The organism is Nonomuraea sp. NPDC050153 (assembly GCF_044460125.1).
Classification (GTDB): Bacteria; Actinomycetota; Actinomycetes; order Streptosporangiales; family Streptosporangiaceae; genus Nonomuraea.
The window spans coordinates 429,052-455,060 of sequence record NZ_JBITJQ010000005.1 but is presented as its reverse complement, the minus strand read 5'-3'; the positions used below and the strand labels follow the sequence as shown (position 1 = coordinate 455,060).

Annotated in this window: 18 protein-coding genes; 9 read left to right on the top strand and 9 right to left on the bottom strand. The window is 72.8% G+C overall.

The window, feature by feature from the left end; all coding sequences use genetic code 11:
- Positions 1-72 precede the first annotated feature (72 nt).
- From ACIBQ1_RS16885 to ACIBQ1_RS16875, 3 genes are read left to right on the top strand one after another with little or no spacing between them, the layout of a single operon-like run.
- Positions 73-561, top strand: a complete 489-nt coding sequence (locus ACIBQ1_RS16885; protein WP_397278374.1) for a (2Fe-2S)-binding protein — start codon at positions 73-75, stop codon at positions 559-561.
- Complete coding sequence (locus ACIBQ1_RS16880) at positions 558-1,526, top strand: FAD binding domain-containing protein (protein ID WP_397278372.1); 969 nt, start codon at positions 558-560, stop codon at positions 1,524-1,526. The genes ACIBQ1_RS16885 and ACIBQ1_RS16880 overlap by 4 nt, the downstream gene beginning before the upstream one ends.
- A complete protein-coding gene (locus ACIBQ1_RS16875) occupies positions 1,523-3,553 on the top strand; it encodes a xanthine dehydrogenase family protein molybdopterin-binding subunit (RefSeq protein ID WP_397278370.1) in 2,031 nt (676 codons plus the stop codon). The genes ACIBQ1_RS16880 and ACIBQ1_RS16875 overlap by 4 nt, the downstream gene beginning before the upstream one ends.
- A gap of 128 nt (positions 3,554-3,681) precedes the next feature.
- Here the strand turns inward: ACIBQ1_RS16875 and ACIBQ1_RS16870 are convergent, their stop codons facing one another.
- The 7 genes from ACIBQ1_RS16870 to ACIBQ1_RS16840 form a co-directional block, all read right to left on the bottom strand.
- Complete coding sequence (locus ACIBQ1_RS16870) at positions 3,682-3,999, bottom strand: cation:proton antiporter (protein WP_397278369.1); 318 nt, start codon at positions 3,997-3,999, stop codon at positions 3,682-3,684.
- A gap of 18 nt (positions 4,000-4,017) precedes the next feature.
- Positions 4,018-4,278 carry a monovalent cation/H+ antiporter complex subunit F gene (locus ACIBQ1_RS16865; RefSeq protein ID WP_397278367.1) on the bottom strand — a complete coding sequence of 87 codons (261 nt, stop codon included), beginning with the start codon at positions 4,276-4,278 and terminating at the stop codon, positions 4,018-4,020.
- Positions 4,275-4,778 (bottom strand): Na+/H+ antiporter subunit E, encoded by a 504-nt coding sequence (locus ACIBQ1_RS16860; RefSeq protein ID WP_397278365.1) that lies wholly within the window; start codon positions 4,776-4,778, stop codon positions 4,275-4,277. Before ACIBQ1_RS16860 ends, ACIBQ1_RS16865 begins: the two co-directional genes overlap by 4 nt.
- A complete protein-coding gene (locus tag ACIBQ1_RS16855; RefSeq protein ID WP_397278441.1) occupies positions 4,775-6,379 on the bottom strand; it encodes a Na+/H+ antiporter subunit D in 1,605 nt (534 codons plus the stop codon). The genes ACIBQ1_RS16860 and ACIBQ1_RS16855 overlap by 4 nt, the downstream gene beginning before the upstream one ends.
- A gap of 26 nt (positions 6,380-6,405) precedes the next feature.
- Positions 6,406-7,233 (bottom strand): Na(+)/H(+) antiporter subunit C, encoded by an 828-nt coding sequence (locus ACIBQ1_RS16850; protein ID WP_397278363.1) that lies wholly within the window; start codon positions 7,231-7,233, stop codon positions 6,406-6,408.
- Positions 7,230-10,016, bottom strand: a complete 2,787-nt coding sequence (locus tag ACIBQ1_RS16845; protein WP_397278362.1) for a Na+/H+ antiporter subunit A — start codon at positions 10,014-10,016, stop codon at positions 7,230-7,232. The genes ACIBQ1_RS16850 and ACIBQ1_RS16845 overlap by 4 nt, the downstream gene beginning before the upstream one ends.
- 136 nt (positions 10,017-10,152) lie before the next feature.
- Positions 10,153-11,571: an alpha/beta hydrolase gene (locus ACIBQ1_RS16840; protein ID WP_397278360.1), complete on the bottom strand. Its 1,419-nt coding sequence runs from the start codon at positions 11,569-11,571 to the stop codon at positions 10,153-10,155.
- A 354-nt stretch (positions 11,572-11,925) separates the two neighbouring features.
- Between ACIBQ1_RS16840 and ACIBQ1_RS16835 the strand changes: the two genes are divergently transcribed.
- The 3 genes from ACIBQ1_RS16835 to ACIBQ1_RS16825 are packed head-to-tail and all read left to right on the top strand — an operon-like array spanning position 11,926 to position 18,853.
- Positions 11,926-13,557, top strand: a complete 1,632-nt coding sequence (locus ACIBQ1_RS16835) for a TIGR02677 family protein (protein WP_397278358.1) — start codon at positions 11,926-11,928, stop codon at positions 13,555-13,557.
- Entirely contained in the window at positions 13,554-14,762 is a 1,209-nt protein-coding gene (locus ACIBQ1_RS16830; RefSeq protein ID WP_397278357.1) for a TIGR02678 family protein, read from the top strand. The genes ACIBQ1_RS16835 and ACIBQ1_RS16830 overlap by 4 nt, the downstream gene beginning before the upstream one ends.
- Positions 14,759-18,853 carry a TIGR02680 family protein gene (locus ACIBQ1_RS16825; RefSeq protein ID WP_397278355.1) on the top strand — a complete coding sequence of 1,365 codons (4,095 nt, stop codon included), beginning with the start codon at positions 14,759-14,761 and terminating at the stop codon, positions 18,851-18,853. The genes ACIBQ1_RS16830 and ACIBQ1_RS16825 overlap by 4 nt, the downstream gene beginning before the upstream one ends.
- A 15-nt stretch (positions 18,854-18,868) precedes the next feature.
- Here ACIBQ1_RS16825 and ACIBQ1_RS16820 read toward each other — a convergent pair whose 3' ends face one another.
- Positions 18,869-22,051 (bottom strand): NACHT domain-containing protein, encoded by a 3,183-nt coding sequence (locus ACIBQ1_RS16820; RefSeq protein WP_397278353.1) that lies wholly within the window; start codon positions 22,049-22,051, stop codon positions 18,869-18,871.
- Positions 22,052-22,119: 68 nt separating this feature from the next.
- The gene (locus ACIBQ1_RS16815; RefSeq protein ID WP_397278351.1) at positions 22,120-23,073 is read right to left on the bottom strand and encodes a carbohydrate kinase; all 954 of its coding nucleotides are present in this window, start codon (positions 23,071-23,073) and stop codon (positions 22,120-22,122) included.
- A 148-nt stretch (positions 23,074-23,221) separates the two neighbouring features.
- Here ACIBQ1_RS16815 and ACIBQ1_RS16810 point away from each other — a divergent pair, with 148 nt between their 5' ends.
- The 3 genes from ACIBQ1_RS16810 to ACIBQ1_RS16800 are packed head-to-tail and all read left to right on the top strand — an operon-like array spanning position 23,222 to position 25,996.
- Positions 23,222-24,214, top strand: a complete 993-nt coding sequence (locus tag ACIBQ1_RS16810) for a sugar ABC transporter substrate-binding protein (protein ID WP_397278349.1) — start codon at positions 23,222-23,224, stop codon at positions 24,212-24,214.
- 10 nt (positions 24,215-24,224) lie between these two features.
- On the top strand, positions 24,225-25,187 hold the full coding sequence (locus tag ACIBQ1_RS16805; protein WP_397278348.1) for an ABC transporter permease: 963 nt from the start codon (positions 24,225-24,227) through the stop codon (positions 25,185-25,187).
- Positions 25,184-25,996, top strand: a complete 813-nt coding sequence (locus ACIBQ1_RS16800) for an ATP-binding cassette domain-containing protein (protein WP_397278346.1) — start codon at positions 25,184-25,186, stop codon at positions 25,994-25,996. Before ACIBQ1_RS16805 ends, ACIBQ1_RS16800 begins: the two co-directional genes overlap by 4 nt.
- The last annotated feature ends 13 nt before the right edge of the window (positions 25,997-26,009 follow it).

Below are 26,009 nucleotides of genomic sequence, written 5' to 3'. Positions count from 1 at the left end.
GACACCATGGGGCGGGCCGCGCTTTACCCACCTCAGAGATTGGCTCTTCGGGAGGTCGGGTAGTCGTGCGCCATGGACATCACCCTGAAGGTGAACGGCGTGTCACGCTCTGTGCACGTGGACCCTCGGATGTCGCTGCTCGACCTGCTGCGCGAACGGCTGGGCCTGATCGGCGCCAAGAAGGGCTGCGACCACGGGCAGTGCGGGGCCTGCACGGTCCTGATCGACGGGCGGCGGGCCAACTCCTGCCTGGCCCTGGCGGTGGCGATGGACGGCTCGGAGATCGTCACCGTCGAGGGGCTGGCCGAGGGTGACGATCTGCACCCGCTGCAGGCCGCGTTCATCGAGCACGACGCCTTCCAGTGCGGCTACTGCACGCCGGGACAGCTCTGCTCGGCGGTGGGGATGCTGAGGGAGACGGGCCCGAGCGCGGTCACCGGCGATCTCCGCGACGATCCCGGCCTGACACCGGAGGAGATCAGGGAGCGCATGAGCGGCAACCTGTGCCGGTGCGGCGCCTACGTCAACATCGTCGGCGCCATCGCCGAGGTCGCGCCGTGAAGCTCTTCGAGTACGCCCGGGCGGGCAGCGCGGCCGACGCGGTGCGCCGGTTCGGGCCGGGCGCCATGTACCTGGGCGGCGGCACCAACCTGGTGGACCTCATGCGGCTGGGCGTGGCCGAGCCGGACCGCCTGGTGGACGTCGGCAGGCTGCCGCTCGACACCATCGAGCAGGCCGGCGACCGGGTGCGCATCGGCGCCGCAGTCCGCAACAGCGACCTGGCGGCCGACCCCCTCGTGCGCTCCCGCTACCCGATGCTGGCGCGGGCGGTGCTGTCCGGCGCCTCCGGCCAGGTGCGCAACATGGCCACGGTGGCCGGCAACCTGCTGCAGCGCACCCGCTGCCCCTACTTCCAGGACGTCACCCGGCCGTGCAACAAGCGGCAGCCCGGCTCGGGCTGCCCGGCCATCGAGGGCGACCACACGAACCTGGCGATCCTCGGCACCACGCACGCGTGCGTGGCCACCCACCCGTCGGACATGGCGGTCGCGCTGGCCGCTCTGGAGGCCGAGGTGCACGTCACCGGTCAGGGGGGTGACAAGGTCATCCCGATGCCGGGGCTGCACCGGCTGCCGGGCGACGCGCCCGAGCGGGACACCGTGCTGGAGCCGGGCGACCTGATCACGGCCGTGGAGCTGCCCGCGCCGCCGCCAGGCGCCTCGCTCTACCGCAAGGTACGCGAGCGGGCGTCGTTCGCCTTCGCCCTCGTGTCCATCGCCGCCGTGCTCGAGGTCCGCGACGGCTCCGTGACCGGCTGCCGCATCGCGCTCGGCGGCGTGGCCCACGCGCCCTGGCGGGCCGAGCGCGCCGAGCAGGTCCTGGTGGGCGGCCCCGCGACGGCGGAGGCGTTCCGCACCGCCGCCGAGGCCGAGCTGGAGCGGGCCCGCCCGCTCCCGCGCAACGGCTTCAAGGTGCCGCTGGCCCGCAACCTGATCGTCCGCACCCTTGAGGAGCTGGCGCCGTGAACCGCGTCGAGGGCCGCGTCAAGGTCGCCGGGCTGGCCACGTACGCCGCCGAATACCCGGTCGAGGGCGTCACGTACGCCTGTCCCGTGCAGTCGCGGATCGCCAAGGGCCGCATCAGGCGCATCGACGCCCGTGACGCGCTCGCCATGCCAGGGGTGCTGGCCGTGCTGTCCACCCAGGACCCGCCCCGGCTGGGCCCGGCCGCCGAGGGCGAGCTGGCGCTCTTCCAGAGCCGGGACGTCGCCTACCGGGGCCAGCTCGTGGCCGCCGCCGTGGCCGACACCTACGAGAACGCCCGCGCCGCCGCCGACGCGATCGTCGTGGAGTACGAGCAGGACATCCACGACGTGGCCCTGCGCTCCGACCACCCCAATCTGTACCGGCCGGAGACCGTCAACCCCGACTACCCGTGCGACACCGTGAAGGGCGACGTCGAGGCCGGGCTCAACGCGGCCGAGACCGTGATCGACGTGACCTACACGACGCCCGTCCAGCACAACAACCCGATGGAACCGCACGCCGCCCTGGCGCTGTGGGACGGCGAGGGCAGGCTGCTGGTGTACGACACCACGCAGGGCACCTCCGCCAGCCGCGACCTCATCGCCAAGACCCTGGGCCTGCCCGGCGAGCAGGTGCGGGTGGTGGCCCGGCACGTCGGCGGCGGATTCGGCGCGAAGGGCACGTCGAGGCCGCAGGCCGTGCTGGCCGCCCTGGCGGCCAGGGCCGTCGGCAGGCCTGTCAAGATCGTGCTGACCAGGCAGCAGATGTTCGACGTCACCGGCTACCGCACGCCCACGATCCAGCGGCTGCGGCTCGGCGCGGACGCGGACGGCCGGCTCACGGCGCTGGAGCACGTGGCCTGCGAGCAGAGCTCGACGCTGGTGGAGTTCGCCGAGCAGACCGCGATCCCGGCCCGCGTCATGTACGCCACGCCCGCGCTGCGCACGGCCCACCGGCTCGTCCGGCTGGACGTCGCCACCCCGTCGTGGATGCGCGCTCCGGGCGAGTGCCCCGGCATGTACGCGCTGGAGTCCGCCATGGACGAGCTGGCCTGCGCCGCCGGCGTCGACCCGATCGAGCTGCGCGTCGTCAACGAGCCGGAGACCGAGCCGGACAGCGGCCTGCCGTTCAGCTCCCGCAACCTGGTCGCCTGCCTGCGCGAGGGCGCCCGCCGCTTCGACTGGGACCGGCGCGACCCCGAGCCCGGACGCCGCCGGGAAGGGGAGTGGCTGATCGGCACCGGCGTGGCCGCCTCCACCTACCCGTCCAGGCGCTGGCCGTCGAAGGCCGTCGTCTCCATGCGGGAGGGCGACTTCCTCGTCCAGATGGCCGCCGCCGACATCGGCACGGGCGCGCGTACCGCGCTGGCCAGGATCGCGGCCGAGGCGCTGGGCGTCGCGCCCGACCGGGTGCACGTCGAGCTGGGCGACAGCGACCTGCCGGACGCCCCGCTCGCGGGCGGCTCCATGGGCACGGCCTCGTGGGGCTCGGCGATCGTACGCGCCTGCGAGCACCTCAAGGTGAACGGCACGGTGGGCCGCGCCGACACCGCCGAGGAGGTCGCGCGGGACGCGGAGCTGGCCAGGCACGCCTTCGGCGCCCAGTTCGCCGAGGTGCGGGTCAACTCCGTGACGGGCGAGGTGCGGGTGTCGCGCCTGCTCGGCGTGTTCGCCGCGGGGCACATCGTGGACGCCGAGCTGGCCAGGTCGCAGTTCATCGGGGGCATGACGATGGGCATGGGGATGGCGCTGATGGAGGAGACGTACACCGACGAGGAGTTCGGCGGTTTCCTCCGGCGCGACCTGGCCCAGTACCACGTGCCCGCCTGCGCGGACGTGGAGCGGATCGAGGCGGTCTGGCTGGAGGAGGAGGACGGCGACCTCAACCCCATGGGCAGCAAGGGCATCGGCGAGATCGGCATCGTCGGCACCGCCGCCGCGGTCGGCAACGCCGTGCACCACGCCATCGGCCATCGCGTGCGCGATCTGCCCATCACCCCGGCCAAGATCTTGCGGGCGATGTTCTAACGCGCCCCGGCGAGGAAGGAGAAGCCTCTCGGCGGCGGGCGGCGGCGGCTGTTCCGGCAGGGGCGCAAGGAGACCCTGGTACGGAGCTCCGACTTCTACGGCCAGGCGGCGATCAGCCGCTCGGACGATCAGTCCTCCGGCGGCAGCTCGGTGTCGTCGTCCGCGCGCTCGCGCGAGTAGGCGCCCCGCGCCACCGTGTACGCCGCGACCGACACGGTGATCACCTGGGAGACGCCCGCCAGCAGCAGCGGCCCGGCGCTCGCCCAGGTGGGCCGGTGCAGCCACATGGCCGCCAGCACCAGCAGCACGCCGAGCACCTGCGGCTTGGTGCCCGCGTGCATGCGGTCCAGCGTGGTGCGGAACCGGACGAGCCCGGCCCCGGCCGACAGCGCCAGCACCGCGCCCAGCAGCAGGCAGGCCGCCGCCGCCACGTCGAGCCGGCTCACCGCGATCTCACCATGACCTCACCGCGATCTCCCCGAGAAGAAGCGGGCCAGCGACACGGACCCGACGAAGCCCAGGAGCGAGAGCACCAGCAGGATCGGCAGGTCCGAATAGTCGTCCCGGACCACGGCGAACGCCCCGACGGCGCACATGGCCAGCGAGGTCATCACGTCGACCGCGACCGCCCGGTCCAGCATCGTGGGGCCGCGCGCCACCCGGTAGAGCGTGGCCGCCGCCGCGCATCCGAGCAGCACGAGCGTCACGAGGTACACCACGGTCACGGCAGCTCCTCCCGGTCCCGCCGGGTGCCGAACGCCGCCACGACGCGCGACTCCAGCCCGGCCACATCCGCCCGCACGGCCTCGGTGACGTCACCCGGACGCCCCAGCACGTGCAGGACCAGCTCGCGCTCCTCGGGGTAGGCCTCCACGACGAGGGTGCCGGGCACGGTCGACAGCGCGATCATGATCATCACGGTCATGGACTCCGACGACGTACGCAGCCGTACCCGGACGATCTGGGTGGGCGGCACGCCGGGCCGCACCACCCAGACCACCACCCGCACGGTCGAGACCACCAGGTCCCGGCCGAACCAGAGCAGGAAGCCCACCAGCGCCACCGGGTGGATCCTGATGCCCGGGTCGAGGACGGGCAGCGGGAGCAGCCACGTCACCACGAGCCCGGCCGCCAGGCCGCCCAGCACGTTGCCGGGCGACAGATCGCCCCACAACATCACCCACACCACCGCCAGCCAGGCGATCAGCGCCAGCCGCGGCGTCACGGCCGCCCCCCGAGGACGGCCGTGACGTACGGCTCGCGGGCCATCAGCTCGGCGGCGGCCCGGTGCGTGAACGCCGACAGCGGGCCGGCCAGCACCGTGAACGACAGCCCGATCGCGACCAGCGCCGCCACCGCCGCCGTCAGCGCCCCCGGGACGGCCGCCGTCGTGACGGTGGGCTCCTCGCCGGTGTACTCCTCGCTCTCCACGACCGTGCCCACCCGGACGGCCCGCGGACCGCGCCAGAACGCCTTCCCCCACGTCTTGGCCACGGCGTACAGGGTGAGCAGGCTCGTCACCAGACCGGCGGCCACGAGGGCGACGGGCAGCGGGCGGCCGTCGGCCAGGCCCGCCTGCACCAGCATCAGCTTGCCGAGGAAGCCGGACATGGGCGGGATGCCCGACAGGTTCATGGCGGGCACGAAGAACAGCACGGCGAGCAGCGGCGCGGTCGTCATCAGGCCGCCGAGCCCGTTGACCGAGGTGGTGCCGGTGCGCCGCTCCACCAGCCCGGTCACCAGGAACAGGGTCGTCTGCACGGTGATGTGGTGCACCACGTAGAAGATCGCCCCGGCCAGCCCGGCCACCGTGGACAGGCCGACGCCGAACACCATGTAGCCGATGTGGCTGACCAGCGTGAACGAGAGCATCCGCTTGAGGTCGGTCTGCGCGACCGCGCCCAGCACACCCGTCAGCATCGTGGCCAGCGCCACCCACATGAGCAGCGTCGAGACCGGCCCGCCCGGGAACAGCAGCGCCTCCAGGCGCACGATCGAGTAGACGCCGACCTTGGTCAGCAGCCCGGCGAACACGGCCGTGGCCGGCGCGGGCGCCGTGGGGTAGGAGTCCGGCAGCCAGGCCGACATGGGGAAGATCGCCGCCTTGATGCCGAACGCCAGCAGCAGCGTCAGCTCCACCAGCAGCGCCACCTGCGTGGGCAGCCTGGCGAACCGCTCGGCGAGCTGGGCCATCGACAGCGTCCCCGTCGCCGCGTACGTGACTCCCAGCGCGATCAGGAACAACATCGACGAGGCCAGGGCCATCAGCGTGTACGTGGCGCCCGCCCGGATCCTGGACTCGGTGCCGCCGAAGGTGAGCAGCACGTACGAGCCGCCCAGCAGCAGCTCGAACGCCACGTACAGGTTGAACAGGTCACCCGACAGGAACGCGTCCGCCACGCCCGCCACCATGACCAGGAACGCCGGATGGAAGATCGCCATGGGGGCGTCGTGCTCCTGCGAGGCGTAGGCGCTGACGACCGAGTACACCATGACGCAGAACGTGACCGCCGACGACACCAGCAGCACCAGCGTGGACAGCCGGTCGGCCACCAGGCAGATGCCGATGGGCGGCGGCCAGCCGCCCAGCTCGGTGACCAGCGGGCCGCGGGCGTCGGCGGCGACCAGCAGCAGCGCCGAGACGACGACCGAGACGGCGAGGGTGACCAGGCTGATGAGCGACTGCAGCCGGCGCAGCCGCCCGCCGATCGCCAGCTTCACGCCGGCGGCCAGCAGCGGCAGCAGCACGGGCACGCAGATCAGCCTCTCCACCCAGGCCGTCTCCACCCAGGCCGTCTCCACCCAGGCCGTCTCCACCCAGGCCATCTCCAGCGGGGCCGGCTCCACCGGGGTCAGTCCTCGCCTTCGAGCTCGGGGTCCTGCGCGAGGGCCTGGCGCTCGCGCTCCTCCCGGATGGCCGCCCGCATCTGCCTGCGCGCCTCCCGCTGCCGCGCCTTGAGCTTCCTGCGCAGCACCCGCTCCCTGGCCACCTGCTCCTCCCGGCCGCGCGTGTGCTGCTCGCGCAGCTCCTCGATGCGCTCGGCGTTGTCCAGGGCGGCCGCGTCCTCGCCCAGGCCCGCCTCCTCGCGCAGCCCCGCCTCCTCGAAGCGCCGGTGGACCTCCTCCTCCGTCAGCCCCTCCAGCCGCCGCTCGTGCATCCACCGCCCCAGCTCGTCGTGCACCCGGGCGATGCGCTGCTCCAGGTCGGCCTCCTGCAGCCGCTCGCGCTCGGCCTGCTCGGCCGCGAGCTTGGCCAGCTCGGCGCGCTGCTCGATGACCAGGCGCCGGTAGGCGTCCCGCCGGGCGCGCACGGCGTCGCTCAGCTCGCCGCGCCGGGCGCGCAGCCGGATCCGGCGGTCCTCGGTGTCGTCCTGGACCTCGTCGCTCCCGGACAGCTGCCACGATCGATGCACCAGGGCGAGCAGGAACGCCGTCACCCCCAGAGTGATCACGATCGCCGTGAGCACCATGGCCTGCGGCAGCGGATCGGCCCGCCCGCGGACGTCCACGAAGGGCGGGCCGCCCGGGTCGCCGCCCGCGGTGACGATCAGCAGGTTGACGCCGTTGCCCAGGAGGATGACGCCGGCCAGCACCCGTACCAGGCTCCGCTCCAGCAGCAGCGTGACCCCGGTGGCGACCAGCGCGAAGCAGGCCAGGAACGGCAGCAGGGTGACGGTCACGCGCCCTCCTGCCGGTCCAGCTCGGCGCCGAGGCCGCGCAGGACGTCCTGGACCATGCCGACGACGGACACGTACACGCCGAGGTCGAACAGCAGCCCCGTGGACACGTGCAGGTGCCCCACCGGCGGCACGCTGACGTCCACGGACAGCAGGTCCAGGGCCGCCCGCCCGAACAGCAGCCCGGCCAGCGCCGTGCCCGTCGAGAGCGTGAGCCCGACGCCCATGAGCACGCCCGCGTGCATCGGTACGGCGGCGGCCAGCTCATTCCGCCCGCCCGCGAGATAGCGCACGGTGATCGCCATTCCGGCCACGATGCCGCCGGCGAACCCGCCGCCGACCGCGCTGTGCCCGATGAACAGCAGGAACACCGAGAGCACCAGCAGCGTGTGGAACGTCAGCCGGGCCACCACCTCGAACGCCAGCGCCCGCTGCCCGCGCGGCAGCGTGGCCGACAGCCAGCGGGTGCGCTCGGCGGCCGGCATCGGGCCCGGCTCGATGTGGTACGACCTGCGCCGCAGGAACACCAGGCTCGTCACGCCCAGGGTCAGCACGACCAGCACCGTGCTCTCGCCCATGGTGTCCCAGGCGCGGATGTCGACGATGAGGGCGCTGACGACGTTGCGGGCGCCGGCCTGCTCGGCGGCCGGACCCAGGAGCGCGCCGACCGGCTCGGCGGTCCGCGCGCCCATCGCCAGCATGCCCGCCCCGGCGACCAGCACGCCCACGGCCAGCCCGAGCCCCAATCGGAACGGGAACGGCAGCCGCCCCCTGACCGGGCCGAGCGGCAGCCTCCTCAGCACCAGCGCGAACACGACCAGGCTCACCGTCTCGGCCAGGAACTGGGTCAGGGCCAGGTCGGGCGAGCCGTGCGCGAGGAACAGCAGCGCCGTGCCGTACCCGGTGAGGCCGATGACCAGGGCCAGCAGGATGAACGCGCGGGCGAACAGGGCCAGCACGGCCGCCGCCACCGTCAGGACGGCGACGCCGGGCTGCTCGGGGCTCTGCCAGAGGACGACGGGCACGCCGAGGTGGGGCGGGCCGCCGGAGGCGAGGGAGAACACGCCGACGCCGACCGCGGCCAGCAGGGTGAGCGTCAGGTAGTCGGGCACGGATCCGCGCTGGATGAGGCCGGTGAGCTGGATGGCGAAGCGGTCGAGCCGCTGCACGAGCGCCCAGAAGAGCTGCGCGGAGTCGACCACGTGCAGCGCCGCCCCGGCCCTGGCCACGGGCTCTCTGGCCAGGAACAGCACCACCCCGGCCGTCACCGACACCGCCGACAGCAGGAGCGGCAGGGTGAAGCCGCCCCACAGCACCAGATGGACGTCAGGCCCTTTGACGCGATAAGTCCCGATATATCCGGACAAGGTGCTGGCGTACCACCCGGCGAACGGCGCCAGGACCAGCCCGAGCGCCGACAGCAGCGCGGCAGGCCCGGTCATGGCCGGAGGCATGCGACGCACCCGCCGCGGCGCCCGATGATCGGCCCGGTGATCGGCCCGGGGGTCGGCCGGGTGATCGGCCCGGTGATCAGCGGGGCCCGGCTTGTCCCAGAACGCGCCCCACAGGAACCGCAGCGTGTACGCCGCCGTCAACGCCGACCCGGCCACCACGCCCGCCAGGACGACCGGCGTGCCCATGACCGCCTCCAGCGCGGCCTCCTTGCCCACGAAACCCGCCAGCGGCGGCAGCCCCGCCATCGAGGCGCCCGCCAGCACCGCGACCGCGCACACCCACGGCATCGCCCGGCCGACCCCGCTCAGCTCGCGCAGGTCGCGGGTGCCCGCCGCGTGATCGACGATGCCCACCACCAGGAACAGCGCGGCCTTGAACAGCGCGTGCGCCGGCAGCATGCCCGCGCCGGCCAGCGCCGCGCCCCCGTCGCCCGAGCCGAACAGCACCGTGAGGAGCCCGAGCTGGCTGACCGTGCCGTAGGCCAGCAGCCGCTTGAGGTCCGTCTCGCGCAGCGCCCGCCAGCCGCCCAGCACCATCGTGACCAGGCCGAGCGGCACCGCCACCGCCCGCCAGGCCGTCAGGTCCCCGAGTGCGGGGCCGAGCCGGGCCAGCAGGTACACCCCGGCCTTGACCATGGCGGCCGCGTGCAGGTAGGCGGAGACGGGGGTGGGGGCGGCCATGGCGGCCGGCAGCCACGTGCTGAACGGGAAGATCGCCGACTTCGACAGCGCGCCGGCGAGGATGAGGACGACGGTGACGGCGTTCACGTGGGGCGGGTGCGCGACGACGTCCGAGATCCGGTACGTGCCCGCCGCCTCCCCGAGCAGGACGAACCCCGCCAGCATGGCCAGGCCGCCGAACGTGGTGACCATCAGCGCCTTCATGGCGGCCTGCCTGCTCTGCCTGCTCGCGGGGTCGTACCCGATGAGCAGGTAGGAGAAGACGGTGGTCAGCTCCCAGAAGACGTACAGCAGGAGCAGGTTGTCGGCCGCCACCAGCCCCAGCATCGACCCGGCGAAGCCCGTCATGAAGCAGCCGTAGCGCCCGAGCCCCTCGTCGTCGCGGGCGAAGTAGCGGGAGCTGTAGATCATGACCAGCGTGCCCACGCCGGTGACCAGCGACATCATCAGCACGGCCAGTGCGTCGGCGCGGAAGGCCAGCTCCAGCCCCAGCACGGGCGCCCAGGTCGTGTGCTCCCGCGGTGGCAGCCACAGCAGCGCGGCGAGGAAGGCGATGCCCGGGGGAAGGGCGAGCACGGCCAGGGACATGCGCCTGACCAGCCAGGGAGCGCACACCGCCGCCACCGCGTGCAGGACCAGCAGCGACTCCATGGGCTCCTCGGGAGGGACTTTTCCGGCTACGTCCGCCAATCTCTCCCGGCTCGGCCCGCCCGCCCCGCAGGCGCGGCCATGGTTGACCCGAACGACACCAGTCCCACACCGTGGTGTGGGACTGGTGCCGGCGGATTCAGGCTCCAGTAGTGTGCGGGGCCGTGCAGGCGCCGGGGCGCGGCGGGACGACCGTGATCAGGTACCGGTCGATCTGCTTCTCCACGCAGCTCGAACCGCCGCTGTACGCGGTGTGCCCGTCGGCGTCGTTCGTCAGCAGCACGCCCTTCGACAGCTGGGAGGCCAGCGCCCGCGCCAGGCTGTACGGCGTGGCCGGGTCGCGGGTCGTGCCCACCACCAGGATCGGCGGCGAGCCCTGGGCCCGCACCTTCTTGGTGAACCTGGTGCCCTTGACCGGCCAGTACGGGCAGCTCGACTCGGGGTGGTCGAGGCAGTTGATCGCCATGAGCGCCTCGTACCGGTTGTCGTAGCTGCCGTCGGCCCGCCGGCCGTTGTAGTTGTCGGCGAGCAGCAGCAGCTTCGTGCCGTCGCCCTTGAACGCCTCGCCCAGCGCCACCCGCAGCGTCGGCCAGTAGGCCACGGAGTAGAGGGCGTTCATGACGCCGGTCCGCGCGACGGCCTCGCTGACCTGGCGGCCGTCGTAGATGTTGCGCAGCGGCGCCCGGTCGGCCCGCTTGTACAGCGCGTTCAGCTTCTTCCACGCCGCGCTGATGGAGTGCTTCTTGAACGGGCAGTCCTTGGCCTTGAAGCAGTCGCGCAGGAACGACTCGGTGGCCACCTGGAAGCCCTTGGCCTGCGACCGGGCGAACTCGGCGCCGGTCTGGACCGGGTTCTCGGCGCCGTCGAGCACCATGGCGCGGATCCTTGTGGGGAACAGGTCGGCGTACCTGGCGCCGAGGTAGGTGCCGTACGACCAGCCGAGGTACGTCAGCCGCCGCTCGCCCAGCGCGGCCCGCATCACGTCCATGTCCCTGGCGGCCTCCCCGGTGCCGACGTGCGCGAGGAGTTGCTTGCCCGCGTTCTTCGCGCAGGCCCCGGCGAACGCCTTGGCCCACTGCTTGGCCTGCTTGACCTCGGTGCGGTTGTCGGGCGTCGGGTCGGTGGCGAAGAGCGCGTCGAGGCCGAGCGTGCCGAGGCAGCGCACGGGCGCCGACGCGCCCACGCCGCGCGGATCGAAGCTGACCACGTCGAAGCGCTGCCTGAGGGCAGGAGAAACCATGGCCTTGCTGGCCTTCAGCGAATCGACGCCGGACATTCCCGGGCCGCCGAAGTTGAGCACGATCGACCCGATCTTCTTTCCGGTCGCCCGCAGCCGGATCATGCTGATCTTGATCTGCCTGCCGCCGGGCTTCGAATAGTCGAGCGGGACCCGCAATTTCCCGCATTCATATCCGTTGCCGCAGGAGGACCACGCCACCCGCTGACCGTAATAAGCGTCGAGCCCGCCGGGCTCGGCCGCCCGCGCCGGTCCGGACAGACCGGCCGCGGCGATCAAGCCTGCGATGGCGGGCGAAATGATGGTGATTAGACGTCGCATGAATAAAACGTGAATGTGAAAGCTTGCGACGTCCTTTAAATGCGCTGGAATAGATCGTCTGCAAGCGCCCGTTTCAGCCGGTCAGCCGTGACCGGGGGAGTCGAGGACATGATCGAGCCTGGGTTCGCCCATGCGCCGCCCTTCACAGGGTAATCGCTTGGTAGCGCTCGGGCACCGGATCGCGCCGATTCCGCGTCAGGCGCGGGGACGTGTCGTACCGAACTCCGCCATCCCGGCTCCCGTTCCCATGCCAGCGCCGTACCCTCGTGATCTGCGCGCAAACCGCGACCGCGCCGTGGTGGCTTCCCGCTACGGTTGCGCGCGTGGAAATCGTGCGGCGAGGGGAGCGGGCCGATGGCTGAGCCGCCACGGGTGCCGCCGGAGATGTTCCGGTTCACCGCCACCGACCGGTCAGACCTGAACACCGCGGTCCTCTACGCCTTCGGCGAGGCCAACGAGCGGCTGGAGACGGCGCTCACCGTGGACGCGGTGCGGGCGCGGCTGCGGGAGGTGGGCTGGTACGCGCCGGTCGGCGAGCAGGAGCTGACCACGACGCTCAAGCAGCTCGCGCTGTGGGGGCTGCTCGACGTCATCTTCAACCACGCCGGCAGCTTCGCCACCGCCGAGGAGTACGAGCGCAAGAACCTGCGGTATTCGCTGACCAGGCGGGGCGAGGCGGCCTTCGCCGGCGTGCAGCACGCCATGGCGATGCTGGCCTCGGCCGGCGCGCTGCAGACCGCGGTGCTCGACGCGATCGCCGACCGGCTGGGGGAGCTGGAGTCGCTGCTGCGCGATCCGGATCCCGGGCGCAACCGGCGGATCTTCGCGAGCCTGCGGGAGCTCGAAGGCCACCTCGACGGGCTGCGCGACAACACCAGGCAGTTCAACGGCGAGCTGCAGCGGCTGCTGCGCGTCGAGGGGACCGACCTCACCACGTTCCACGAGGTCAAGGGGGCCACCGTGGCCTACCTGCAGGAGTTCGTGACCCATCTGGAGCAGCGCGGCGACGCCGTCGCCGCCGCCCTGCGCGAGGTGGCCGGGCACGGGGTCGGCGTGCTGCACGCCCGGGCGCTCGACGGGGCCGACCTGCCGAAGGTGCCGGGCGCGGATCACGCCACGCCGTGGCTGGCGGTCCGGGCGGCCAAGTGGGAGAGCCTGTGCCTGTGGTTCGCACCCGGCGAGGAAGGCTCAGAGAGCGGTGGGGTGCCGCGGGTCCGCCGGCTCCATGACGTGGCGCGGCGGGCCATCGTGTCGCTGCTGCAGGTGCTCGACCGGATCACCGACTCCCGCCGCCGCTCCTCCAGCGCCGCCGCCGACTTCCGCACGCTGGCCCGCTGGTTCGCGGGCGCGCCGAGCGAGGACGACGCGCACCGGCTGTGGGACGCGGCGTTCGGGCTGGGGCCCGCCCGGCACGCGCACCTGGGGCACGCCGACGCGGAGCTGATCCCGGCCGGGGTGCCCTGGCAGGAGGCCGAGCCCGTGGAGGTGTCGGCGCTGCTGCGCTCGCGCGGGCGCACCGAGCGGATGGGCCGCACGGGCAAGGTCCGCGACGTCGTCGCCCTGCGGGCCGAGCGCCGGGAGCGGGCCGGGAAGGAGCGGGCCGAGCTGGAGGACGCCTGGTCCGCGCTGGCCACCACCGGGGCGACGCGGCTGTCGCAGCTGGGGGAGCTCGACCACGACACGTTCGGGCGCCTGCTCGACCTGCTCGGCAGGGCCCTGGCCGAGCCGCCCGACTCGACCGGGTTCCGGCGGGCCGTGACCTCGGACGGGCGGGTGGAGATCGTGCTGCGGGCCCCGGACGACGGCGCTGACGACGGGGCGGTGGCGGTGCTGCGTACCTCGGAGGGCTGGTTCCGGGGGCCCGACTACCTCGTCGACGTGCGCTCGCTGGGGCTCGGCCGGGAACGGGAGGGCGCCCGCGGGAGGGCGCCCGACGAGCGCGGACGCGGCTCCGCCGGCTACCGCGAGCGGGCGGCGGGCGCATGAGCAGCCTGGCCAACCAGCTCGTCAGGGCCGAGAAGGAGGAGATCGCGCGGGCGATCAGGACCCTGCTCGGCAGGCCGCTGGTGTCCCTGCACGACGACGCCGCCGCCTTCGACCTGATCAGGAAGCGGCGGCAGCCGCTGATCCAGTGGTTCGACTACTTCTGCGGCTGGCGGCTGGTCGTGGAGCCGCGCCAGGGGTACGCCCGCCTCGTCAAGGTCAGATCCGAGGCGAGCGCCACCCGGCCCGCCCGGCGCCGCCGCACCACGAGGGCCCCGTTCGACCGCCGCCGCTACACGCTGCTCTGCCTCTGCGCGGCCGAGCTGCTCACCTCGCCGGTCACCACGATCGGCATGCTCGCCCACCGTGTCGTCCAGGCCGCCGCCGTGGAGGCCGGGGTGCCCGCGTTCGACCCGGTCAGAGGGGAGGAACGGGCCGCGTTCGTGGACGCGCTGAAACAGCTGGAGCACTACGGCGCGATCACGGCCATGGACGGCGTGACCGACTCCTACCTCGGCGACGAGCACGCCAAGGTGCTCTACCGCGTCGACACCACCCGCGTGATCAGGCTCCTCGCCGCCCCTGCGCCCCCCTCCCGCATCGCCGCCGAGGGCGACGGCCCGATGGAGCAGGTGCTCGGCACGCTCACCACCGAGGCCCGGTACGGCGGCGACGAGCCGACCGAGACCCAGCGCAACCTGTGGGCCAGGCACTCCCTCATCCGCCGCCTCCTCGACGAGCCCGTCGTCTACCGCGACGAGCTGACCCCCGCGCAGTCGGCCTACGCCGCCTCGCTCACCGGCCGCCAGATCATCCGCCGCGCGGCGGAGGAGGCCGGGTTCGTGCTGGAGGAACGGGCCGAGGGCTTCCTGCTCATCGACACCGACGCCACCGCCACGGACGCCAAGTTCCCCGACGACGGCAGCCACGCCAAGGTGGCCGCCCTGCTCATGCTCGACCTGCTCGTCTCCTCCGGCCCCGTCCGGGCCGCCCGGCTCGACGCCGAGGCCGCGGAGCTGCTGCGCCGCTTCCCGCAGTGGGCCAAGGCGTACCAGTCCGACGGCGGCGGGCCGCGGCTGGCCGCCGACGCGCTGGAGGTGCTCGATCTGTTCGGGCTGGCCCGCCGCACGGGTGACCGGGTCGCCGCTCTGCCTGCCGCGGCCCGCTACCGGGTCGACCGCGGCACGGCCGTCCAGGAGGATTCATGACAGTCACGGAGCTCACCGCCGCCCTCACCACCGGCACGCGTGCCGCGCAGGGCATGGACGCCCGCTGGGTCCCCGTACGCGCGGGGATCCTCAACGTGTGGCGCTACTACGACGAGGTGTTCGAGTTCCACCGGGGCAGGCTGCTGCTGCGCGGGCCCAACGGCAGCGGCAAGTCCAAGGTGCTGGAGCTGCTGCTCCCGTACGTGCTCGACGCCAGCCTCAAGCCGAGCAGGCTGTCCACGTTCGGCGGCACCGAGCGCACCATGCACTGGAACCTCATGGGCGACGGCGCCACCGGCACCACCCGGGTCGGCTACGTGTGGCTGGAGTTCCGGCACGCCGACGGGCGCTGGTTCACGTGCGGCGCCCGGCTCCAGGCCACCGTCCACACCAAGAACGTCACCGCCGCGTACTTCACGACCGAGGCCCGCGTCGACGCCCCCGACGGCATCCGGCTCACCGGCGAGGGCGGCCAGCCCCTGACCAGGGCGCAGCTCGCCGAGGAGCTCGGCGGCTCGGGCAAGGTCCACGAGTCCGCCGACGCCTACCGCTCCGTGGTGCGCCAGACGCTCTACCGGGCGCTCAACGAGCAGCGCTACGACTCGCTCCTCACCGCCCTGCGCCAGCTGCGCACCCCCAAACTCTCCGAACGCCTCGACCCCGGCCTGCTGTCCGACCTGCTGTCGAGCGCCCTGCCGCCGCTCGGCGAGGGGGAGATCCACGAGATCGCCGAGGGGTTCGAGCGGCTCGACCGGCAGCGCGAGGAGCTGCGCCTGCTCGACCGCGACGTGGAGGAGGCCGACCGGCTGGCCGGCCGCCAGCGCGGCTACGCCCAGCGCGTCCTGCGCGCCGCCGCGGCCGCGGTGACGTCCGCGGGGCAGGCTCTCGACTCGCTGGCGGCCGAGGCCAAGGCCAAGCGCGAGGCGCTCAAGGAGGCCGAGGGCGAGCTGAACGCCACGACCGTGCGGCTCGGGGAGGAGGAGGCGCAGGAGTTGGCGCTGGCCGCGCAGATCGACGGGCTCAAGGAGAGCGAGGCCTACCGGGCGGGTTCCGAGCTGCACCGGCTCCGCACAGAGGCCCAGGCCGCCCACGAGACGGCCGCCCGGCTGCGCGACCAGGCGGGGGCGGCGGCCCGCTCCGCCGCCGCCAGGCAGGAGCTGTCGGCGCGGGCCGAAGCCGTCGCCCGCACCGCCGCCGCCCTGTCGGAACGTTCCAGGGCCGAGGCCCGCCACGCCGCCGAACGCGCCGGGCTCCTGGCCGCCCACGAGGAGTCCGAGCGGGCGGGCTCCCCCCAGGAGGGCGAGGAGGGCGATCACGGAGGCGCGTCCCCGGGGCCGGGGCACGCCGCCGACGGCGCGGACGCCGTGCACCGGGCGCGGGAGCTGCTGCGGGCCGCCGTCACCAGCCGCGCCGCCCAGATCCGGGAGGTGCGCGCCGGAGCCGTCGAGCACCAGGAGGCGATCAACCGGCGCACCGCCGCCGAGCAGGACCGCGACCGCGCCCGCGACGACCTCGCCACCGCCCAGACCGCCCACGACGAGGCCGAGCGCCTGCGCGACGAGCGGGCCGCCAACCTGTCCGCCGCCCTGGCCGAATGGGCGGCCGGGTGCGCGCAGCTCAAGCTCGACGCGGACGAGCCGGCGGGCGCGGTGGAGCGGTTCGAGCAGGCCGACGAGCTGGTCGGCGCCGCCCGTACGGTGGCGGCCGTCAAGCTGGCCGCCCGCGAGCAGCACCTGACCGGCCTGCGCGACAAGCTGCTGGCCGAGCGCTCCGAGCTGACCCGCGAACGCGAGCGCCTCAACGACCGGGCCGTCCTCGACCCGCCCACCACGCACGCCCGCGACATGGCCGCCAGGCAGGGACGGCCGGGCGCCCCGCTGTGGCGGGCCGTGGCGTTCAGGTCGGGCCTCGATCCCGTCGCCCAGGCGGGCGTGGAGGCGGCACTGGAGGCGGCGGGCCTGCTGGACCTGTGGCTGCGCCCGGACGGCGGGTTCGACGCGGGGGAGCACGACGCGTTCGCCGTGGCCGCGCTGGCCAAGCCCGCGCCCGGCTACAGCCTGGCCCACGTGCTGCTCACGGAGGCGGACTCCCCGGTGAAGGCCGACAAGGTGCTGGCGGGCATCGCGTTCGCGCCCAGCGCGATCGGCGTCGACCACCCGGCGGTCGTCGGCGCCGACGGCACCTGGCGGCTCGGCCCCGCCGCGGGCCGCTGGGTCAAGCCCGAGCCCTCCTACATCGGCGCCACCGCCCGCGAGCGCGCCCGGCGCCGCCGCGTCGCCGAGCTGGACGACCGGCTCGGCGAGCTCGCCGGGACGGTCGCCGAGTGCGACCACCTGCTGGCCGTGGTCGACGCCGACCGCGACAGCCTGGCCGCCGAGCTGCGGCGCAGGCCCGGCAGGCGGCGGTACGCCGACGCCCTCGACGCGCTCGACGGGGCGGTGAAGAAGGTCGCGCTGCTCGAAGACCAGCTCAGGGCCTACGAGCAGCGCCTGCACGACCGGGAGAAGGAGGTCGGCGGGTCGCTGCGGCGGCTCACCGAGCTGGCGGCCGGGCACGCCCTGCCCACCGCGCTGCCCGCGCTCGACAACCTCGAAGAGGCCCTGCGCACCGCCGAGACGGCCGGCACCGCCTGGCACGACCGCCGCGCCGACGCCCGCGCCGCCGCGGAGCGCGCCGAGCACGTCGCCGAGACCGCGGGCGAGTACCAGGACCTCGCCGTCCGGGCCGTCGAACGCGCCGAGGACGCCGCCGCGGGCGCCGTCACGCTGGCGGAGAAGCTCGCGGCCGTCGAGTCCACGGTCGGCGTCGAGCACCTGCGCGTGCTGGAGCGGCTGCAGGAGACGCAGGCCGCGTACCAGACCTGCCGCCGCCTCATCCGCTCGGTCAACGACGACCTGGCCCGGCTGCACGCCCGGCTCGGCGAGCTGAGGGGCGAGCTGGGCACGGCCGAGGAGAAGCACGCCGAGGCGGGGCGGGTGCGGGACGAGGTGTCCGAACGGTTCCGCGCCCTGACGGCCGGGCACCTGGCGGCGGACGCGCGGGCGACGGTCGAGCTGGCGCGCGACGCCGGGGTGCGGGCCGTGCTGGTGTCGGCGCAGGCCGTGGCCGAGCAGCTCGCGGCGGTGCCGTACGAGCAGAAGAACGTCAAGGAGGCCGAGGCGCGGCTGCAGGACGCCTTCCACCACGCCAGGGAGATCCTCGCCGACCGGGCGGACCTGGAGCTGACGCCCGACGAGGACGTGCAGCTGCTGACCGCCACCGTCAGCGGCGTCCGGGCGGGGGCCGCCGCGCTCAGCGAGGCGCTGCGCAAGGAGCGCGACGAGCGGCGCTCGGACATCACGGAGGCGGAGCGGGACCTGTTCGACCGGACGCTGGCCGGTGACACGCGGCGGCACCTCGCTGACCGGATCAGGCAGGCGACCGCGCTGGTGGAGGGCATGAACCAGCGCCTCGAACGCGTCCGCACCGCCTCCCGGGTGGCCGTCCGGCTGGTGTGGCAGGTCGATCCCACCCAGTCGCCCGGCACCCGGGCCGCCCGCGACCTGCTGCTGCGTGACCCGGCCGGACTGGACGAGGCCGACAGGGAGGCCCTTTACGTCTTCTTCAGGGACCGGGTGGAGGAGGCGCGGGCCGACAACTCGTCGGCGAGCTGGGAGGACCAGCTCATGAAGGTGCTTGACTACACGGCCTGGCACCGGTTCGTGGTCAGGCTGGACCGCGGCGACGGGCAGGGCTGGCAGGACCTCACCAGGAAGCTGCACGGAGCCCTCTCCGGAGGGGAGAAGGCGATCGCGCTGCACCTGCCGCTGTTCGCCGCCGTGGCCGCGCACTACCAGAGCGATCCGGGCTGCCCTCGGTTCATCCTGCTGGACGAGGTGTTCGTGGGGGTGGACAAGACGAACCGGGGGCAGGTGTTCGACCTGCTGGTGAACCTGGGTCTGGACCTGGTGCTCACGTCCGACCACGAGTGGTGCGAGTACCGCGAGCTCGACGGGATCGCCGTCCACCAGCTCATCACCGGCGACGGGGACGACGCCGTGACGACCGCCCGCTTCGTCTGGAACGGCTACCGGACGGTCCCGACGGATTGACCGTTCCCGACGGTGCTAATCGTTCTGAATGATCACGCTCTGGGTCTGCCCGAAGTCGGCGCCGTCGAGTTTGCCGTCCAACCGGTAGGCCGCGAGCAGCTGCCAGAGTGCATGGTCGGCGCCCGCAACCCCGGGATCGAGCTGTGCGCCGAGCGAGGCCAGGGCCGGAGATTCCGGCCCTGCCATCCTGAACAGCAAGGCGACGCCGGGCGCGCCCGCATAGGTCTCGAGCTCGGTGAGCCAGGGGATCTCGTCGGCGAGCGCCGGATGCGCGCACAGCACGGCCGCCATCGCGTACGGGTCCGGGCTTCTGCCGCGGCCGACCCGCTCTGTCCACCGGACCACGTCCGCCGCCGACTCGGTCGTCAGCATGCGGCTGCACTGTTTGAGCAGCGTCGCCAGCTGATCCAGCACTTCCGCCAGCTCGTCGTCGGCGTCGTCGCCAGGGTCGACCAGAACCAGGTGTCCCTGGCGGCCGGGCCTGGTGAGCATCGCGCCGATGGAGCTCTTGACGATGTCGGCCCACGAGTCGCCGGGACTGGAGTACTGAAGGCCCCCGACCGAGCTGTGGCCGAAGCGAAGCCGCCTCTCCAGGGCGGTGTCTCCGACGAGGCGTGCGTACATGACATCCGGGGCGTCGGCTACCAGCTGCGCATTCGGCTGCTCCGAAATCTCGACCGAGTCGCCGTCGAGCCTCAACGTGCTGAGGATCGACTGCCTTCCGGCCGTGTCGAGGCCCGACATCCACAACGTCACCATGGATCGCCACCGCGCCCGCTCGTTCTCACTGTCCGGCCAGAGCTCGTCGAGCTCCACCGAGTCCCTCAGCAGGACGAGCAGCGTGACCAGGTTGGCCGAGTAGGCCGCCAGCTGCCGCACCCGGTCCGTCGGGGTCGGCCGGTAGTCGGCATACCGCTCCGAGCCGAACCTGCGGCGATGGCCCGCGATGAGCGCCGTGAGAGCGCTGGCGATCCGTTCCCGCTGCTCCGCAGGCAGCTCGTCGGCCAGCTCCTCCACGAACGTCAGGATGGTCCGCCGGTTCGACAGCGGCTGGTGCGACAGCAGCGCGAAGAGGAGGTTGTCGTTCAGGTCGCGGGCTCCGCGCCGGGGCGTGGTCTCGGCGGCCAGCTCGCCGAGCAGCTCGATGGCCTGCGCGGCCATCAGGTACTCGCCGAAGGTGGCGTGCATGAACTCGTAGCTCTGCCGCGTGTCGGCACCGGGCGCGCGGGCCTCGGCGGTGTGGACGAAGAAGAACTGCCCGATCAGCCGCCTGCCGACCTCGTCGGTGCGGCTCGACGAGGAGGACTGCTCGTCCAGCGCCAGCAGGTCCGCCCCCAGCTCGGCGTCCGTCACGTTCTGCCTGCCACGGTTGAACATCGCGAACGCCGCCACGGCCAGCCTCCAGAGCTGTTCGCGTACGAGCTCCTCACGCCGGTGGTCGGTGAGCTTCTTGTTGGTACGTTCGATCTCCCGGCGGGCGAAGTTGTCCAGCAGCCTTCTGTAGAGGTCGGCGGTCGAGAGCCCTTCGTCGAGCGCGGGCGCGCCGGGATCGGCGGAATACAGCGCGAGCATGAGCAGCAGGAGCGGCTGTCCGGCCAGCTCCGGATGCCGCATGGCCGCCCGGGGAGTCAGCGCAGGCGAGGTGCCGCCGCTGTTGGCGGAGTTCCACACCCGCAGCCAGTCCGCGATCTGGTCCTCGTCGAACTCCTCGAGCTTGACGGCCACCGTCCCGTCCGGAACGGTGATCCGGTCGGCGACCACCGTCCGAGAGGTCACGATCACCACGACCGGACGTTCCTGATCGGCCTCCTGGCGCTGGAACGCCATGACCTCCTGCAGGTAGCCTCCCCGGTGACCGGCTGCCTGGAGCAGTTCGTCAAGCCCGTCCAGAAGGACGACTCGGATGGTGGCGCGGCTCTTGTCGGCCAGCTCCCACCAGCTGACCCGGCCATGGGTCGCCAGGTCGAGCGCTTCCTGAACCTGGTCGTGCACCGGTGCCGCTGCGCCGACCCGGCGCAGCGGGACCCGCACCGCGGTGAACGCTGAGGCGGGCAGCCGTCCGGCGAGCACCTTCGTCAGGGAGCTCTTGCCCGCTCCCGGGTGCCCGAGCAGCAGCATCGGCGCCCGGGTGGCCTGGGCCGAGGTGAGGTGCGCGGCGAAGAGGAGGTCGAGGTCGCCGGAGACCGGCTGCTCACTCCACCAGTTCTCGTCGGCCAGCTTCTGGTTCCTGCCGCCCGGGCCGATCCGGTAGCGGGGGTCGATGAAGGCGTCCTCGAGCGCGGGGAAGGTGAGCTCGGGGGTGGCCAGCACCGCGTCCTCCGCGACGATGTGCTCGCGTAACGCGCCCCGGTTGGCCCGGCTCACGATGGCGCACAGGTCGGGCTCCTCCCGCCGGTCGCCGACCATCGACTCCAGCACCCGCTCCAGGCGTGAGAGGGCGGCGGCGTGGCTGTCGAGAGCGGTGCGGACGTCTTCGCGTACGCCGGTGACCGCGGTCCTCGTGGCGGCGTGCTCACCCAGGCTCGCCCAGACGAGGAACTCCGGCACGGTCGTGCAGAGCGACAGGTAGTGGGACCGGTAACGCTCGATCGCCGCTTCGACGATCGTGCCCACATGCGCCTGGGGTGTGGAGGCCTGCGCGGCATCGAGAACCGTTAAGAAGGGCGTGTGGAGCGCCTCCATCCATCGCTTCACCTCCGAGATGTTCTCCTCGAATCCCCGAGCGGGAGACGGCGCAGGGACCTCGCTGTGATAGAGGGCGTCGATCAGGTGCTGATGAGTGTCGGGGGCAGCACCCATGACGAGCCCGGCCTTGTCGGCGTCCGTGAGACCGAACTGCTTGTTGAGCAGATCCCCCAAACGCTCGCGCCACGTGTCGAAGACGGCCGCCGCGACGATCGTGGTGTGGGCGGCGCAGATCAGCCGATGTCGTTCGTAGCCGGAGAGCTTCAGCAGCCGGTCGGTGGCGCTGTCCAGGGCCGCCCGCAGCAGCGAGACCGCCTCGTTCTTCTGATCCACCCAGCCCCAGACCGCCGCGAACGCCGCCAGCGGCGGCAGCGCCGCCCCGCCGAGAGCCACGGCTCCGGCGGTCAGGATGGCGCCGCCCAGGAGCTTGCCCAGCCGGTCGATCCGGGGGCGGTCGTGATGGCCGAGGATCGCCAGCGCGCCGCGATAGGTCAGATCCGGATCGCGGCGCATGACACCTCCACTGCTGCGTGCATGTGCCAAGTGTGGCCGGTCTTCGCCTGTCCCGCCTCTCGGTCGGGTCAGAGAGCATCGGCCCAGGGCGGGTTGGCGCCCGCGACCGAGCACGTCAGCGCCGACACCCTGACCGCGAACTCGGCCGCCGCCACCGCCGTCGCCAGGTCCAGGCCGTCCAGGCGGCCCCCCAGGCGGCCCTCGGCGGCCAGGCTGTGCAGGAGGCCCGCCGTGAAGGAGTCGCCCGCGCCGACTGTGTCCACCACGCTCACCTGGGGCGCCGGCACCGACGCCCGCTCGCCGTCCAGCGACACCAGCGCGCCCGCCGCGCCCCTCGTGACGACGATCAGGCGGGCGCCCGCGGCGTGCCAGGCGTCGCAGGCACGTTCCAGCGGCACGCCGGGCTGCAGGAAGTCCAGGTCGTCCGCGCTGAGCTTGAGGATGTCGGTCCACTCGCACCAGCGTGACACCGGGTAGTCGGCCCTGGAGGCGAGGCTGGGGCGGACGTTCGGGTCGATCGAGATCGTGGCGCGCCCGGCGGCCTCCCGCGCGAACGCCTCCACCGCCTCCCGGCCCGGCTCCCTGGCCAGGGCGAGCGATCCGGTGTGCAGGCAGGCGACCGGGCCGAGGCGGTCCAGGTCCAGCTCGTACGGGGTCCACTGCCAGTCGGCGGTGCCGTCGGCGTAGAAGGTGTACTCGGCCTGGCCGCCGGTGTCGAGGGCGGCGACGGCGAGCGTGCTGGGCTCCTTGGCGTCGACGGAGGCCGAGAGGTCCACGCCCGAGGAGGTGAGGTGGCGGCGGAACAGCTCGCCGAACACGTCGCCGGAGACGCGGCCGAGGAAGCGGGTGGGGGTTCCGAGCCGGGCCAGCGCCACCGCCGTGTTCGCGGGCCCGCCGCCCGGCAGCACCCGCAGCGCCAGTTCCAGCCCCTCACCGGGGAGGACACCGCCGTCCGGGGGCGGGGAGCCGGGGGAGCGGGCGGTGAAGCCGTCGGCGACGCACTCGCCCAGGACAGCGATCATCGGGCCTGCCTTTCAGGCACGTTGCCGATTTGTTACGGCATGGGGGCATTGACGTTTCTCGGATGGGAGTCCATCATCACAGCACAGCGGATGTCAACGTTGACATATGTCAACGATGACATCGGGTCCCCCCTGATAGGAACCGCCAATGAACACAAAGATTTCGGCCGGACTCCTGGTCACCGCCCTTCTCGTCACCGGATGTGGCGGCGGGGGCGGAGGCGGCGGGCAGAGCGCCTCCGCGACGCCCAAGGTCGGCCTCATCACCAAGACCGAGACCAACCCGTTCTTCGTCAAGATGAAGGAGGGCGCCCAGAAGTCGGCCCAGGCCAACGGCATGGAGCTGATGACCGCGGCCGGCAAGTTCGACGGCGACAACGCCTCTCAGATCACTGCCATCGAGAACATGGTCGCCGCCGGTGTGAAGGGCATCCTCATCACGCCGAGTGACACCAAGGCCATCGTGCCCGCCATCAAGAAGGCCCGCGACGCGGGCGTGCTCGTCATCGCCCTGGACACGCCGACGGACCCGCAGGACGCCACGGACGCGCTGTTCGCCACCGACAACCTGAAGGCCGGCGAGCTGATCGGCCAGTACGCCAAGGCCGCCATGGCCGGGAAGCCCGCCAAGATCGCCACCCTCGACCTGGCCCCCGGCATCACCGTCGGCCAGCTCAGGCACGACGGCTTCCTGAAGGGGTACGGGATCGCGGAGGGCGACCCGTCCATCGTCTGCTCCCAGGACACCAGGGGCGACCAGGCGAAGGGACAGACCGCCATGGAGAACTGCCTGCAGAAGGCCCCCGACATCAACCTCGTCTACACGATCAACGAGCCCGCGGCGCTGGGCGCGTACACGGCGCTGAAGGCCAAGGGCCGCGAGAAGGACGTGCTGATCGTCTCCGTGGACGGCGGCTGCACCGGGACCAAGGCCGTCAAGTCGGGCGAGATCGCCGCCACGAGCCAGCAGTACCCGCTGAAGATGGCCGAGGACGGCGTCAAGGCGGTGTCGGAGTTCGCCAAGACCGGCAAGAAGGCCTCCGGCTACACCGACACCGGCGTCACCCTGATCACCGACAAGCCCGCGTCCGGCGTCGAGGCCAAGGACACGGTCTTCGGCCTGGCCAACTGCTGGGGCTGACATGGCGGTCATGGAAGCGACGCTGCCGCGCCGCCTGATCTCGACCCCGGTCGCGGGTCCGCTGGCCGCGCTCGTCCTGGCCTGCGCCTTCTTCGCGCTCAGGACCGACCAGTTCCTCACCGGCCCGAACTTCTCGCTGATCATCCAGCAGGTCATGGTGGTCGGCACGCTGGCCATCGGCCAGACGCTGATCATCCTGACCGCGGGCATCGACCTGTCCAACGGCGCGATCATGGCGTTCGGCGGCATCGTGATGACCAAGCTGGCCGTGGACAGCGGCCTGCCGCCGGTCCTCGCGATCGTCGCCGGGCTCGCCGTCTGCGCGGGGTTCGGGCTGGTCAACGGGTTGCTGGTGACGCGGATCTCGCTGCCGCCGTTCATCGTGACGCTCGGCATGCTGAACGTGGTCTTCGCCCTGACCCACATCTACTCGAACGAGCAGACGGTCACGGACCTGCCGCCGCTGCTGACGTTCCTCGGCCAGACGTTCCAGGTCGGGCAGACGAACGTCACCTACGGCTCGCTGCTGACGATCCTGCTGTTCCTGCTGTTCGCGTACCTGCTCGGCTCCACGGCGTGGGGCCGCCACGTGTACGCGCTCGGCAACAGCCCCGAGGTGGCCCGCCTGACCGGCATCAGGACGCGCCGCCTGACCATCGGCGTCTACACGCTGGCCGGCTTCGTGTACGGCATCGCCGCCCTGCTGCTGGTCTCGCGTACCGGAGTGGGCGACCCGCAGGCCGGCCAGACCGACAACCTGGACAGCATCACCGCGGTCGTCCTGGGCGGGACGAGCCTGTTCGGCGGCCGCGGCCTGGTGATCGGCACGCTCGTCGGAGCGCTCATCGTCGGGGTGTTCCGCAACGGGCTGCAGCTGATGGGCGTACCGTCGATCTACCAGACGCTCATCACCGGCGTCCTGGTGATCCTCGCCGTCGCCGTCGACCAGCTCTCCCGCAGGAGGAACCGATGACGACCCCCGTCCTCCAGGCGCGCGGCCTGGTGAAGCGGTACGGCCACGTGACCGCGCTCGACGGCGCCGACTTCGAGCTGATGCCCGGCGAGGTGCTCGCCGTCATCGGCGACAACGGCGCCGGCAAGACCAGCCTCATCAAGGCGCTCACGGGCGCGCTCCAGCCCGACACCGGCGAGATCCTGCTCGACGGCGAGCCGGTGCGCTTCCGCGACCCGCTGGAGGCGCGCAGGAAGGGCATCGAGACCGTCTACCAGGACCTCGCGGTCGCGGCCTCGCTCGACATCGCCACGAACATGTTCCTCGGCCGCGAGCTGCGCAAGCCCGGCATCCTCGGCAGCGTCTTCCGCCTGCTCGACAAGAAGCGCATGCGCGAGGAGTCCGCCCGGCACATGGCCGACCTCAAGATCGGGCTGCGCTCGCTCACCCAGCCCGTCGAGTCGCTGTCCGGCGGCCAGCGGCAGGGCGTGGCCGTGGCCCGGGCGGTGGCGTGGGCCACGCACGTCGTGGTCATGGACGAGCCCACGGCCGCGCTCGGCGTCAAGGAGTCCGGCCAGGTGCTCGACATGATCAAACGGGTCCGCGACGGGGGCACGCCGGTCGTGCTGATCAGCCACAACATGCCGCACGTGTTCGAGATCGCCGACCGCATCCATGTCCAGCGGCTCGGCCGCCGGGTCGCCCAGATCAAGCCGGGCGACCACAGCATGGCAGAGGTGGTGGCCATCATGACCGGCGCCCTCCAGGTCTCGGAGGGCAAGGCCGTGGTGGCGGACCAGGGCGCGGCGGAGGCGATCGGGTTGTCCTGATGAGCGGCCACTA